The 13,114-nt window shown below is 73.5% G+C and carries 14 protein-coding genes; 6 read left to right on the top strand and 8 right to left on the bottom strand.

Features of this window, described 5'->3' with window-relative positions:
• Positions 1 to 2: 2 nt before the first annotated feature.
• From K7B10_RS23865 to K7B10_RS23840, 6 genes are all read right to left on the bottom strand, one after another.
• Positions 3 to 779, bottom strand: a complete 777-nt coding sequence (locus K7B10_RS23865; RefSeq protein ID WP_229338935.1) for a polysaccharide deacetylase family protein — start codon at positions 777 to 779, stop codon at positions 3 to 5.
• Positions 769 to 2,463, bottom strand: a complete 1,695-nt coding sequence (gene murJ, locus K7B10_RS23860; RefSeq protein ID WP_229338933.1) for a murein biosynthesis integral membrane protein MurJ — start codon at positions 2,461 to 2,463, stop codon at positions 769 to 771. Before murJ ends, K7B10_RS23865 begins: the two co-directional genes overlap by 11 nt.
• Positions 2,464 to 2,630: 167 nt before the next feature.
• Complete coding sequence (locus K7B10_RS23855; protein WP_229338931.1) at positions 2,631 to 4,100, bottom strand: O-antigen ligase family protein; 1,470 nt, start codon at positions 4,098 to 4,100, stop codon at positions 2,631 to 2,633.
• Positions 4,100 to 5,617, bottom strand: a complete 1,518-nt coding sequence (locus K7B10_RS23850; RefSeq protein ID WP_372481450.1) for an exopolysaccharide biosynthesis polyprenyl glycosylphosphotransferase — start codon at positions 5,615 to 5,617, stop codon at positions 4,100 to 4,102. Before K7B10_RS23850 ends, K7B10_RS23855 begins: the two co-directional genes overlap by 1 nt.
• On the bottom strand, positions 5,614 to 6,831 hold the full coding sequence (locus K7B10_RS23845; RefSeq protein WP_229338929.1) for a glycosyltransferase: 1,218 nt from the start codon (positions 6,829 to 6,831) through the stop codon (positions 5,614 to 5,616). Before K7B10_RS23845 ends, K7B10_RS23850 begins: the two co-directional genes overlap by 4 nt.
• Before the next feature lie 19 nt (positions 6,832 to 6,850).
• Complete coding sequence (locus K7B10_RS23840) at positions 6,851 to 7,963, bottom strand: DUF3344 domain-containing protein (RefSeq protein WP_267501449.1); 1,113 nt, start codon at positions 7,961 to 7,963, stop codon at positions 6,851 to 6,853.
• Between the two features lie 174 nt (positions 7,964 to 8,137).
• Between K7B10_RS23840 and K7B10_RS23835 the strand changes: the two genes are divergently transcribed.
• The 5 genes from K7B10_RS23835 to K7B10_RS23815 all read left to right on the top strand — a co-directional run bounded on the left by K7B10_RS23835 (position 8,138) and on the right by K7B10_RS23815 (position 11,244).
• Positions 8,138 to 8,380: a chaplin gene (locus tag K7B10_RS23835; protein WP_229338925.1), complete on the top strand. Its 243-nt coding sequence runs from the start codon at positions 8,138 to 8,140 to the stop codon at positions 8,378 to 8,380.
• Positions 8,381 to 8,522: 142 nt separating this feature from the next.
• Positions 8,523 to 8,933, top strand: a complete 411-nt coding sequence (locus K7B10_RS23830; protein WP_229338923.1) for a rodlin — start codon at positions 8,523 to 8,525, stop codon at positions 8,931 to 8,933.
• Between the two features lie 246 nt (positions 8,934 to 9,179).
• Positions 9,180 to 9,413 (top strand): chaplin, encoded by a 234-nt coding sequence (locus K7B10_RS23825; protein WP_229338921.1) that lies wholly within the window; start codon positions 9,180 to 9,182, stop codon positions 9,411 to 9,413.
• A gap of 119 nt (positions 9,414 to 9,532) precedes the next feature.
• Positions 9,533 to 10,729 (top strand): chaplin, encoded by a 1,197-nt coding sequence (locus tag K7B10_RS40935; RefSeq protein WP_267501448.1) that lies wholly within the window; start codon positions 9,533 to 9,535, stop codon positions 10,727 to 10,729.
• A 167-nt stretch (positions 10,730 to 10,896) separates the two neighbouring features.
• On the top strand, positions 10,897 to 11,244 hold the full coding sequence (locus K7B10_RS23815) for a hypothetical protein (protein WP_229338918.1): 348 nt from the start codon (positions 10,897 to 10,899) through the stop codon (positions 11,242 to 11,244).
• A gap of 105 nt (positions 11,245 to 11,349) precedes the next feature.
• On the opposite strand, the gene K7B10_RS23810 is transcribed toward K7B10_RS23815, so the two are convergent.
• Together K7B10_RS23810 and K7B10_RS23805 are read right to left on the bottom strand one after the other, a co-directional pair.
• Entirely contained in the window at positions 11,350 to 11,589 is a 240-nt protein-coding gene (locus K7B10_RS23810; RefSeq protein WP_229338917.1) for a chaplin, read from the bottom strand.
• A 168-nt stretch (positions 11,590 to 11,757) separates the two neighbouring features.
• A complete protein-coding gene (locus K7B10_RS23805; RefSeq protein ID WP_229338915.1) occupies positions 11,758 to 12,369 on the bottom strand; it encodes a hypothetical protein in 612 nt (203 codons plus the stop codon).
• Positions 12,370 to 12,650: 281 nt separating this feature from the next.
• On the opposite strand from K7B10_RS23805, the gene K7B10_RS23800 reads away from it, so the two are divergent.
• Positions 12,651 to 13,061 (top strand): rodlin, encoded by a 411-nt coding sequence (locus K7B10_RS23800; protein WP_229345324.1) that lies wholly within the window; start codon positions 12,651 to 12,653, stop codon positions 13,059 to 13,061.
• The last annotated feature ends 53 nt before the right edge of the window (positions 13,062 to 13,114 follow it).

Raw genomic sequence — 13,114 nt, 5'->3', positions numbered from 1 at the left:
CTTCACCGGCGCACCGCCCGCCGCAGCTCTTGCACCCGGTGCCGCAGCTGCTTGATCCGCAGCCGCCCGGGCCCGTCCGCCTGGCTGACGTGGGTGCGCGGCAGGGCGTGCGGGCCGGCCAGCCGGCCCGGGTCGATGGCGCAGGCGTACCCGTACCCGGCGGCCCGCGCCGCCTCGACGACCCGCTCGTCGAGGTGCCCGTACGGGTAGCAGAACCCCTCGGGCAGGGTCCCGGTCAGCTCCCGGATCAGCTCCCGGCTGCCCCTCAGCTCCTGCTGGAGGATGTCGTCGGCGGCCGCGGTGAGGTCCTGGTGGAGCAGCCCGTGCGAGCCGATCTCCTGCCCGGCGGCCGCGACCGCGCGGATGCCCTCGGCGGTCAGCAGGGACTTGCGCGGGCCCAGCGGGTCCCACACGTTGTCCACCCCGAGCCGCCCCGGCAGCACGAACAGCGTGGAGGTGCAGTCGTGTCGGCGCAGCAGCGGCAGCGCCCGGGTCAGGTAGTCGGTGTAGCCGTCGTCGAAGGTCAGCCCGACGAGCCCGGCGCCCCGCCCGGCCGCGCAGGCCCGCAGCAGCTCGCCGACGGACACCCCGCGCAGGCCCCGCGAGCGCAGCCACAGCAGCTGCGCCTCCAGCGTGCCCGGGGTGACGGTGATGCCGTACGGGTCCTCGGCCGGGTCGGTGAACTCGGCGACCGAGTGGTACATCAGGACCCACGGCGAGGCGGTCCGGCGGGCGGGGACCGCCGCGGCGGCCTGCGCCGTGCGGGTGTCAGCGGGCATTGCGGAACCTCTGGGTCATCTGGGCGATCTGGGCGGGCAGGGCGGTGATTTCGAGCGCCCGTATGGCCATGCCGCAGGCGCCGAACATGGCGGGGACGAGCAGGCAGCCGAGCGCGGCGCTGAGCAGCGGGTCGGGGATCATCGGCCCGGCGATCCAGCCGGTGCCGCAGGCTCCGACGGCGGCGACGGAGAGCCGGCCGATGCTGAGCGCGACCCGGCGGACCTGGATGGCGACGATCCGCGAGCCGAGCCCGGTGAGCAGCAGGGCGGCGGTGGTGGAGATGCCGGCGGCGTTGGCGGCGGCGATGCCGTACGTGCCCCACCAGCCGACGGCGAAGGCGCCGGCCACGACGTTGACGAGGAGTCCGGCGCCCATCGCGAGCGCCGGGAACCAGGTGGGCCGGGCGGTCGAGAAGAAGGGCCGGGACAGCGCCCCGACGAGGCAGTGGCCGAGCAGTCCCAGGGCGTAGACCCGCATGACGGAGGCGGTGGCCAGGGTGTCGCGGTGGGTGAACGCGCCGCGTTCGAAGAGGACCTGGATGATCTGGGGCGCGTACCCGATGACGAGGGCGCTGCCCACGAGGACGGCGAGCGAGGCCAGCGCGAGGTCCTGCTCGACGCGCCGCCTCGCCTTCTCGCGCTCCCCTCCGGCCATGGCCTGGGCGACGACGGGGAAGGTGACGGTGCAGATCATCAGGGACAGCACCATCGGCATCTGCGCGACCTTCTGCGCGTAGTTCAGGTGCGAGATGGCCCCCGACGGCAGCGAGGCCGCCAGGAACCGCTCGACCAGGACCTGCGACTGCCGGAACACCGCGAAGAAGATCACCGGAGCGATCACGCCGAAGGCGATGAGGGTGGGCCGGTCCCGGTCGCGCTGGCTGCGCGGCGCACCCTTGGCGCGGGGTGGTCCGAAGCCCACGTTCCGGACGAACGCGGGCAGTTGGACGAGCACCATCAGCAGCCCGCCCGCGGCCACCCCGGCGGCGGCCGCCCGCACCCCCCAGACCGCGTGCAGCGCGATCATCGTCCCGATGATGCCGACGTTGTACGAGACGTAGATCGCGGCCGGCGGCACGAACGAGCGGTGGGCCCGCAGCGCGGCGCTGAAGTACCCCGCGATCCCGAAGGACAGCACGGTCAGCGCGGTCATCCGGGTGCACTCCACGGCCAGCGCCGGATCGGGCAGTCCCGGCGCGAGCACCGCGACGACGAGCGGCGCGGCGACGACGAGCAGGGAGGCGACGGCGGCCAGGAAGACCGCCAGCCGTGGCAGGGTCGCCCCCACGAGCAGCCGGACGGGGTCCTGCGAGCGGGCCTCCTTGCGGGTGAGCCCGGCGCGGGAGGCCGCCCGCCGGGCCAGGGCCTGGCTGAACGCGGGCACCATCAGCAGGGCCATGGCGTCCTCGATGAGCAGCGTCGAGGCCATCTCGGGCACGGTCCAGGCGATCAGGAAGGCGTCGCTGTCGTGCCCGGCCCCGAAGAGGTGCGCGATGGTCTGGTCCCGGAACAGTCCGAACACCGCCCCGGCGGCGGTCAGTCCGGCCGTGACGGCGGCGGCCTTGGCCAGGAACCGCCCCAGCGGAGCCGGAGCCGCGTTCGCGCCCTGGGGGCCGGCGGTCGGGTCGTCCCGTACGGGCCCCGGGGCCCTGGGGAGCCCGCGGCGCGCGGCCCGCGCCGCCACCCCGACACCGCGCTCGGCTCGGGCTCCGGCTGCGCCCGCGGACGGGGACCGGGTTCCGGCGGAGCCGTGCGGGACCGCCGCGGAAGACGGGGCCGACGTGCCCGGGACGCGGGCGGGGCCCGCCCCGGCCGGGGGGCCGGAAGCGGGCCGCCAAGGCGTCGTATCGGTCACCGGCCGTCCGCACCCGGAACGGCGCGCGGTGCGGCCACGAGGCCGGTGCGCCTTCCCGCCGCAGCGGCCCCGCCGGGACCGCGTCCCGGGCCGGGGGCCGTACGGACCCCGGCCCGGCCGGGACCGTCGGGGAACGTGTCCCCTCCGGAGGGGGACGGCAGGGCCCACCAGGCCGCCAGGCCGATGATCACCCCGGTGAGGACGGTGGAAGGCCCGCCGATGTCCGCGTACAGGAAGTCGGTCAGCTGCCAGACGAACAGCCCGATCGCGATCAGCCCGCAGTCCCGGATCCCGCCGCCGCCGCCCGCGCACCGCCGCAGGCCCGCGACGAGCAGCGCCGCCCAGCCGCCCGCCAGCGCGGTCAGCCCGATCAGCCCCTGCTCGCTCAGGACCAGCAGGTACATGTTGTGCGGGGAGAGCAGCGGCTGGCGGATGAACGCCTGCCCCGCGCCGGCGGTGTCGCTGCCGGAGGAGAGGCCCAGCGAGGAGTGCCCGTCCCGGTTGGCCGGGAAGCCCTTGAGTCCCACCCCGACGGCCGGCCGCTCGCGCCACATCGACTCGGCGGCGGCCCACATGGTGTAGCGGTCGGTCACCGACTGGTCGGGGGCGCTGGAGACCTGCGTGATCGAGGTCAGCCGCTCCGCGACCATCTCGGAGCCGACCCCGAACCCGCCCACCAGGACCACCGCGGCCGCGGCCAGCGCGAGCAGCACCCTCAGCGCCCGCCGGATCCCGGCGAGCAGCATCACCAGCAGCGCCGCGCCGACCGTGGCGATCCACGCACCCCGGCTGAACGACAGCACCAGCGGCACCACCAGCACCAGGGCCGCGCCGCCCGCCATCCGCCGTACCCGGCCCGGCAGTCCCGGAGCCAGCGCCGCCGCGGTCGCCACGACCAGCCCGTACGCCACCACCGTGGCCATGCCCATCACGTCGCCGGGCCCGAAGGTGCCGACGGCCCGGATGTCCTCGCCCTGGTACGAGGCCCCCGTGTGGGTCGCGAACTGTACGACCCCCACCGCGCCCTGCACCAGAGCCAGCACCACGAAGCACCCGGCGGCCAGCCGGAACTCCCCGGCGTCGCGCACCAGCAGCACGATCGCCGCCGGGACCAGGACGAACACCTGGAGGTAGCGCACGAACCCGGGCAGCGCCGCGTACGGGTCCCCGGCGGTGGCGGTCGCGACCGCCAGCCCCACGGCGGGCACGCCGAGCACCGCCACGCCCAGCGGGCTCAGCTCCCGCACCCGGCCGCGCAGCGCCTGCACGGCGCAGACCAGCACCAGCACCAGTGAGGCGGCGTCGGCCGGGCCGACCTTGCCGGAGGTGCTCGCGTCGCCCGCCGCGATCGGGGCGAGGAGCAGCAGGACGGTCGCGGCGAGCGGCAGGAGCGGCCAGTGCCGCCGCAGCAGCCCCGCCGTGTCGGGCCGGGCGGCCGCGCCGAACGGGGTCACGGCGAGGCTCATCAGCTGCCCCCCAGCCGGAAGCGGAAGAAGGAGGCCGCGGTGCGGGCGAGGATCCACAGGTCCTGCCACAGCGACCAGGTGTCGATGTAGTGGTTGTCGAAGCGGGCCCGGTCCTCGATGGAGGTGTCCCCGCGCAGGCCGTTGATCTGGGCGAGCCCGGTGATGCCCACGGGCATCCGGTGCCGGGCCTCGTAGCCGGGGTGGACGGTGCTGAACTTCGCCACGAAGAAGGGCCGTTCCGGCCGTGGTCCGACCAGGCTCATGTCACCCCGTACGACGTTCCACAGCTGCGGCAGCTCGTCCAGCGAGGACTTGCGCAGGAAGGAGCCGATCGGGCTCATCCGGTTGTCGCCCGCGACCGTCCACCGGGTGGCGGACTCGTGCTCGTCGGCGCGCAGGGTGCGGAACTTCAGCAGCGTGAAGGGGCGCCCGTACAAGCCGACCCGCTCCTGCCGGAAGATCACCCCGGGCCCGTCGGAGAGCCGTACGGCCAGCGCGCAGACGCCCATCACGGGCGCGGCGGCGATCAGCGCGAGCGCGGCCAGCAGCCCGTCGATGGCCCGCTTCACCCACCGCTCCACCGGCCGGGACGGACGCGGCAGCAGTGGCTGTACGGCGTACCCCCACAGCTGGTCGGCGGGCTGGGCCACCCGCATGCCGGTCACCTTGGCGGTGCCGGCCGGGTCGGCGAGCCAGAGCCGGCAACCGTGGTCGTGGAAGAGCCGGACCAGGGAGGCGGTGCGCTCGTCGGCCTCCGGCGGGCGGGTGAACACCGCGTGCCGGACCGAGTTCTGGATGACGGCACGCCGGATGTCCTCGTGCGTGGCGAGCACCGGTACGCCACCGCCGCCCTCCTCGGGGGAGGCGGTGTCGGCGAGGCCGACGGGCCGCAGCCCGTACTCGGGACGCCCGTGCAGGGCGGCGGCGACCGCGCTCGCCCCGGCGCCGGGGCCGACGACGAGGGCGGAGGCGGGCCGGCGGCGGGCCGCGCGGCGGCGGAGCTCGTTGACGAACCCGCGCCCGGTGCAGGTCAGTACGGTCTGCAGACAGACGGCGCCCAGCAGGACCGACCAGCCCAGGGCCCCGCCCGGCACCGTGGCGGCCACGACGGTGGCGAAGGCGCACCACAGGACGGCGGCCCGCCCGGCCACCGCGGGCAGCTCCAGCAGCGCGGAGGGCGCGAGCCGCGGCCGGTACAGCCCGGCCTGCGCGTGCAGCGCGGCGGCCAGCACGGCCATCGGGGCGGCAGCCCCTGCCGGCAACGCCGTCCCCGGCGCGGACAGGACCGTCGTGGTGAGTACGGCGGCCAGCGCGTCGGCGGTCAGCAGCGGGAGGACCCCGTCGCGGCGCCGGACCCGCTGCGGCCGCGCGAGTGGCCTGGCCGGGTCGGCCCGGGGCCTGCGTGGGGGGTGGATGGCGGTCACGGACCGTCGGACGGCTGCGGTGCCGGCGGTGCCGCCGGCGGGCCCCGTGCCGCCCTGCCCCGTGTGCCGGGCGGGTGCGCTGTCCATCGTCATCGGCTGATGCGCTCCTGGTTCAAGGGCCGGGGCCTGCCCAGCAGTTCGTGGTACAGGCCGGTGACCGCGTCCGTGGTCCGCCGCACGTCGAAGTCGGTCCGGGCGTGCTGCCCGGCCTGCTCCCCGAGTTCGGCGAGCAGCCGCGGTTCGGCGAGCAGCCGGCCCAGGGCTTTGGCCAGGGCCGTCGGATCCTCCGGCGGTACCAGGCAGAGCCGTCCCTGGCCGGGCGGCAGGCTCTCCCGGGCACCGCTGACGTCGGAGACCAGGACCGGTCGACCGCAGGCCATGGCTTCGAGCGGGGCGAGCGCCATGCCCTCCCACCGCGACGGCAGTACAACGAGATCGGCGGCCCGAAGCCACGGTCGGATGTCGGGAGCGGCTCCCGCGAAGAGCACCCCGGGCGGGGCGGTGCGGCGCAGCCGCTCGGTGTCGGGGCCGTCGCCGACGAGGGCGAGACGGGCTTCGGGAACGTTGCCGAGCACCTCCCGCCAGGCCCGGAGCAGGATGTCCTGGCCCTTCTGCTGGCAGAGCCGGCCCACGCAGACGGCGAGCGGCCCGTCGCCCAGGAAGGCGGCGGGCAAAGGGAGTTCGGTTCGCGCCCGGGCCCGGTCGGCCTCGCGGTCGGGGTCGCCGGGGCGGAAGTGGTCCAGGTCCACGCCGTTGCGGATCACCGACCAGTGGGCGGCGATGCCCTCGGCCTCTCCGGCCCGGCGTTCGGCCTCGCTGACGCAGAGCACCCGGTCGGCCCAACGGACACCGAACCGCTCCCAGCGCAGGGCGAGCGCGGCGGTGGCCCCGCCGACGGCGTCGAAGGACCAGGCGTGCGGCTGGAAGACGGTGGGGACGGCCCCGCGCGCGGCGAGCCGCCCGGCGAGGCCCGCCTTGGCGCTGTGGGCGTGCAGGACGTCGGGCCGGACCTGACGGATCACCCGCCGGGCGCCGAGCACTTCGGCGGGCAGGTCGGGTCCGGGGGCCCGGCCGGCGCGCCAGGTGAGCACCTGCGCCCCGGCCTCGCGGGCGGCGTCGGCGAGCTGTCCGCCGAGCGGGCAGCCGACGGCGGTCCGCAGGCCGGCGGCCGTCTGGGCGCGGACGAGGTCGACGACGACGCGGGCGACACCGCCGTCGACGGGTTGGACGAGGTGCAGGACGGAGAGGGGGCGGGGAATCGGTGCCTGCGCGCGGGAGGGCTGCGCAGGGGAAGGCTGTGTCGGCACGCGGAGTGGTCTCCTACGTTCAGCGGCGCGCGTCTGTCTGAACGAAGAGCACACCGAGGAATTGACCCTGGCTTTCGCCCGTGAACCTGAAGCTCAGGCTGCGGGCACCACCGGACAGGGCGGGACTCAGGTCGAACACGTCCGCGTCATATCCGAGATTGTTCATGCGTTCGGGCTGTCGCACGACCGAGGGATCCCCGAATTCCGTGATCGTGGAATTCATAACATCATTAAAAGGATTTTCTGCATCACTGATGTTGACCCGGCGGCCGCTGTCGGAGGTCACCGTGAGTGAGTCACCGAGGGTCCCCCGGTCCCCGTCGTACGCGACCACCCCGGCCTTCCCCGCCGACCCGGCGACCGCGTCCAGGCCGGTGATGTCGACCGTCTCGCCGGCCCCCGCGCCGGCCCCCGCGGCGATCGACTCGAAGCCGTCCCACACCGAGATCCGGCGCACCGGCTCCTGCGGGTGCTCGTACGCCACGACCAGCGTCCAGCCACCCCAGGCACCCACCTCGGAATGACCCATCGCGATGTTCAGCTGGGCCACCGTCCACATGCCGGCGCCGCCCTTGCGGACCATCGGGGTCACGTCGGCCGAGGCCTGGTAGGCATCGCTGCCCGCGTCCGTCCGGTGGCCGATCACCGTGTCGGCGAGGACCTCCTTGTAGGCCCCGCCCGGCTCGGCGACCAGCACCCGGCCGTTGTCCTCGGGCGGTTTCTGCTCGCCCACCCGCAGGTTCCCGCCCCAGTACAGGCGGGCGTACGAGACCTTCGCGCCGTGCGGGACCTTGAGCTCGGCCCGGGTGGAGTTGTACGTGTCCGGGTCCTTGTCGACCTCGCTGTAGAACATGTCGAAGTCGCCGTTGACCCCCGCCGCGCCCCGGTTGACCTCGGCGCACGGCTCGGCGTCCGGCGCCTCCTCCCGGCGGCAGGCGATGGAGGAGTTGGAGGCGCGGACCAGTCCGCCGCGCTGGACGGCCTGGTAACGCTGGGTGAACGGGATCTTGGCCATTTCCCGCACCGCGGGAACCGCGGGGCCCGGTGGTGCGGCCACAGCGGGGACGTTCGCCGAAAGTACGAGGCAGGACAGCAGACCGAGCGTGCCGAGGATTCCGCGGGACGAACCCATGACCCCGTCTCCATTTTCGATCAAGGGGACAAAACAGGAGTGAACTTTGTCAGAAATCAGGCTGGAAATCACGCCGGACTCGCTCGTACGGCCTTTTGGGCGATAACACGCACCCTCACAGGCGGCGGGTCGTTATGCGGTGCACCATTGTTCGATCCGAAAGGAAAAACGGAGATGAAGAAGAGGCTGATGCGCGCCACCACCCTGGCGGTCGCCGGCACCACGGTGCTGATGGGCGGCGCGGGCCTCGCCTCCGCGGACTCCGCGGCCGAGGGCTTCGCGGCGGAGTCCCCCGGCGTCGGGAGCGGCAACCTGGTCCAGGTCCCGGTCAACGTCCCCGTGAACGTCTGCGGCCTCACGGCCAACCTGGTCGGCGCACTGAACCCGGCGTTCGGCAACACCTGCGTCAACGCCTGACCGACGGTCCGGCTGTCAGCCGAACCGTCAATCAGGACGCTCGAAACCAAGGCATCCGGGTGAAGCCACGCAACCCGAACCGGGGCGCGGCCGTTGATCCGGGTGCTCCACTACCGGGCAATCCAGCAAAAAAGGGACGACAATGATCAAGAAGATGATGGCCACTGCGGCTGCCGCAGCCTCGGTCGTGGGCATCGGTGCCGCCATGGCGCCGCAGGCGATGGCGATCGGCAACGACAACGGCATCAACACCGTCAACGGCAACGGCGCCTCGCAGATCTACGGCAACCAGGCCACCTACGGCACCATGAGCCCCCAGATGGCGCTCATCCAGGGCTCGTTCAACAAGCCCTGCATCGCGCTGCCGGCCAAGGTCAACGCCCAGTCGATCCTCGCGCTCGTCAACGTCGGCGTCCAGGACATCCCGATCCTGTCCAACCCGATGAACCAGCAGTGCACCGAGAACTCCACCCAGGCGAAGGGCGACGAGCCGCTCTCCCACATCCTGGACAACATCCCGGTCCTGTCCGGCAACGTGTCCGCCGGCAGCTGACCGCAGCCCGTGCAAGCGAGGCCGCCGCACCCTCCGGGTCGCGGCGGCCTCGCCGCTTGTCCACTCGGCCCGGTCGCGCCGCGCACACCCGCCTGAAATAGCGCGTAAATCCGGCATGAATTCTGGCCGGGTGCGAGCCCGGGTAAATTCACGGAGCCACCCGGGAAAATCTCCGGTTTCTTTTCCCGGATCCACTCGTTGTCATTTCTGCAGTGGACAAGCCTCTGCGGGAAGGATCGAAAACAAATGACGTACAAGAAGGCAGTGGTGCTGGCCGCCGGCGTTCTCGTGGCCGCCGGTGCCGCCTCGCCCGCCATGGCCGACTCGGTCGCCGACGGCCAGGCCATCGGCTCCCCCGGCGTGCTCTCCGGCAACCTCGCCCAGGTTCCGGTGCACGTCCCGGTGAACGTCTGCGGCAACAGCGTCAACGTGATCGGCCTGCTGAACCCCGCGTTCGGCAACACCTGCGTCAACGCCTGACGAAGCGGCTGCCCGCAAGGGCAAACCTCCTCGGGGTGGCCTCGGAGTGCACGGCGGTGCACTCCGAGGCCACCTTCGATTCAGCACCGGCGGGAGTGCCGGTAGACAGGGAAGGACCCATGCGACAGGTACTGAGCCGAAAGGTACTGGGCAAGGGGGTGCTCACGGCGGCGGCCGCCTCCAGCCTGCTGTCGATCGCGACCGGCGCGGCCTACGCGCACCCGGGGTCGATGGCCGAGGCCTCGCATTCGCCGGGCGTGCTGTCCGGCAACAGCGTCTCGGTACCGATCACCCTCTCGCCGAACGTGTGCGGCAACAGCGTGGACGGCGGAGCGGCGCTCAACCCCTCATTCGGGAACAACTGCGCCACCACGACCGGCTCGGACGCCCACCACGCCGACCGCGACTACGAGCGCTACCTGAGCCCCGAGCACGCCGAGGCGTTCGAGCGCTACCTCGAAGAGCACCAGGGCGGCCGGCACGCGCTGCCCGAGCAGCGCCACGAGGAGCCCCGCCACGAGGAGGCCCGCCGCCACGCACCGCGGCACGCGGCCCCCCGGTACGAGGAGCCGCGCGGCGAGGGCGGCTACGGCGGATCCGGCGAGGAGGACCACCGCAGCCACGGCGGACCGCCCGGTCACGGCACACACCCCGGGCAGGGCGGCTACGGCGGCTCGGACGAGGAGGAGTGCGACGACCACCCGCACGCCCTTCCGGCCCCGGCGCCGGTGGCCCACCACGCTCCCCCGGCGCCCGAGCGGCCGCAGCCTCGGCCCCACCCGAAGCCGCAGCCCAAGCCGAAGCCGGAGGCGGAACACCCGGCTCCGAGGCCCGCGCCCCAGCCCCACCCCGCACCGAAGCCCATCCCCCACCCGGCTCCGAAGCCGCCGGTCCACGAGGCGCCCGTAACGCTCCCGGCCCCCGCCCCGCTCCCGGCCCCCGCGCCGGTCGCGGAGGCGCCCCGGCCGCTCCCGGCCCCGGCCCCGGTCGCCGAGGAGGCGCCCGCACCGGCGCCGCCGCACGGCAGCCAGTTCGTGGAGCACCCGGCGCCCGAGGTCGTCCGTCCCGCCGACCAGCCGCCGGCCGCCCCCGCCGGTGACACCCCGATCCACATGGCGCCGGCGCCCGCACCTGCGCCCCTCCCGGTGACGCCCGCCGCGCCGGCTCCCGTACCGGCTCCGGCGCCCGCCCCCGCGCAGGTGTCGGCCCCGGAGCTCGCCGCCACCGGCGCGGGTCAGCCCGGCGCCGCGGCGGCCCTCGCCTCGGCACTGGTCCTGGGCGGCGCCATTCTGTACCGGAGGTCCCGAAACGCCTGACCGGCAGTACCGGTAATCGGAAGAAATATCGGCCGGAGAATCCCTTGTCGGATTCTCCGGCCGTTGCCGTACGCGTTTCCGGACCGGACGGGAATCGTTACGCAGGGCGAAAGCGGCGCGACGGTCGCCGCTGACACCTCTGTCCACGAAAGAAGAGGATTTCGATAATGAAGCTCACGAAGGTCGCCGCGGTCATCGCCGGGTCCGTCGCCGCACTCGGCGCCTCCGCCCCCGCCTTCGCCGCCGCAGCGCCGGTGGCGATGCCCCCCATGAGCCTGACGAGCGGAGCCACCGAGGCCGTCAACTCGCTCGCCCCGGTCACCGAGCAGCTCCCGCAGACCCTGAGCAACGGCGTGGCCGAACAGGGCGAGACCGTCACCAAGGTCGTGGACACCGCGCAGCGCGTCAACAAGGTCCGCAACAATGCGCCGGGCGAGGTGCTCAAGGTCGCGGACGGGGCCACCCAGGCGTCCCCGCTCCTCGGCGGCGTGAAGCTCAACGGCGGGGCCCACTGAGCCCGTCGGGCCCCCCGCCCCCGGCGGGAACCGCGGGGGGCGGACACGACTGTGGGCGCCACCGGCGAGGCCGGTGGCGCCCACAGTCACGTGTGCCGACTGACGTCAGTCGTTGACGCAGACGTTGCCGAACGCGGGGTTCAGCAGGGCGATCACGTTGACGGTGTTACCGCAGACGTTGACCGGCACGTGGACCGGGACCTGGACCAGGTTGCCCGAGAGGACACCGGGCGAACCCACGGCCGCGCCCTCGGCCGACGAGTCGGCCATGGCGGAGCCGGCGGCACCGGCCGCAGCGAGACCGGCGGAGGCCAGGACCAGGGCGGCCTTCTTGGCAGAGTTCATGGGAAGTGCACCTTCTGTTCGATGTTCTGCCCCGACGCGGGGCTCACACCGAGCGAAACGGTCCGGACTCCCGGACGACACGGCCTCGCACGCAATCAGACCTGATCAGCTCAATAGTCGTAATCACGCACGGTTTTCGGGCCGCCGTCTGCGATCATTCCTCCCCCACTACGGGAGGTCGGGGACCTCAGGCACGCTCTCCACCGGCGTCAGGGCCGGAACGGCCGGCTCGACCGGTGCCGGAACCGCGGGCGCGACGGGCTTGGCGGGTACCGCGGGTACCGCGGGCGCCGCCGGCTTGGCCGGGACCGCGGGCACCGCCGGAACCGCCGGCTTGGAAACGGGTGCGGCGGGCTTGGAGACGGGAGCCGCCGGCTTGGAGACGGGGAGGTCGGGGATCTCCGGGACCTCGGGGATCGACGGGATCTCGGGGAGGGCGGGGATCGGCAGCGCCGGGATGTCCGGGATCGCCGGAAGGTTCGGCAGGGTCGGCAGCTTGATCGGCGGGAGCGTCACTCCGGGCAGGAGGTTCTGGAGGGACTTGAGGAGCCCGTCCAAAGTGGCGGTGATCCCCGCCAGGAGGTCGTCGAGCGGGCCGGCCGGGGCGGCGGCCTCCGCGCGGCGCTCGATCTGTTGCTGGGCGGCCGCCACCCGGTTCCGGAGGGCGGCGGCCGTGTCACCGTCCGCGGCGCCCGCGGGGGCGGCCGCGCCGGAGAGTATGACGACGGCGAGGGCCGACGGGACGAGGACGCGGATGCGGGACGGCTTCGTGCGGTGCATGGCACTTCCTTCGGTGGTCGCACAGAGGCGGACCCGAGCGATCCGCTTCCTTACCCACCGTGCGAACACCCTCTACGGAGCGCAACAGGATCTTGAACGGTCCGAGCCGCCCTGGGCGCTGCGTACGGGCTTCGCGCACGTGTCCGCAGAAGGCTCACCCGGGGTGGGGAAATCCCCCGCCGGAACGGGCCGTTTGAGTGAAGCAGCGGAACCAACCCCCGGGAAGGCCAGTTGACCAGGGCGCTCCACTAGCGGGCACTCGTGCGACAAAAGGACCAATGATGCTCAAGAAGATCATGACTGCTGCCGCGGTCACCGCCGCCGCCGTCGGCGCGGGCGCTGCTGTTGCCGCCCCGGCCATGGCCATCGGCAACGACAACGGGATCAACACCGTCAACGGCAACGGCGCCTCGCAGATCTACGGCAACCAGAAGACCGAAGGCGCGATGAGCCCGCAGCTCGGCCTGGTCCAGGGCACGCTGAACAAGCCCTGCATCGGCCTGCCGGTCAAGGTCAACGCCCAGTCGATCCTCGCGGCCCTCAACGTCGGCGTCCAGGACATCAACGTCCTCTCCAACCCGATGAACCAGCAGTGCACCGAGAACTCCACCCAGGCGAAGGGCGACGAGCCGCTCTCCCACATCCTGGACAACATCCCGGTCCTGTCGGGCAACGGCTCCGTCGGCAGCTGATTCCCGCTCCCCTGCTTTCCGCCGTCCGGGCCCTGTGCCCGTGGAGCGATGTG

Source organism: Streptomyces flavotricini (assembly GCF_020639365.1).
GTDB lineage: Bacteria > Actinomycetota > Actinomycetes > Streptomycetales > Streptomycetaceae > Streptomyces > Streptomyces flavotricini.
Note: the sequence above shows the minus strand (reverse complement) of the source record. Positions and strands in the feature narration are given on the sequence as shown.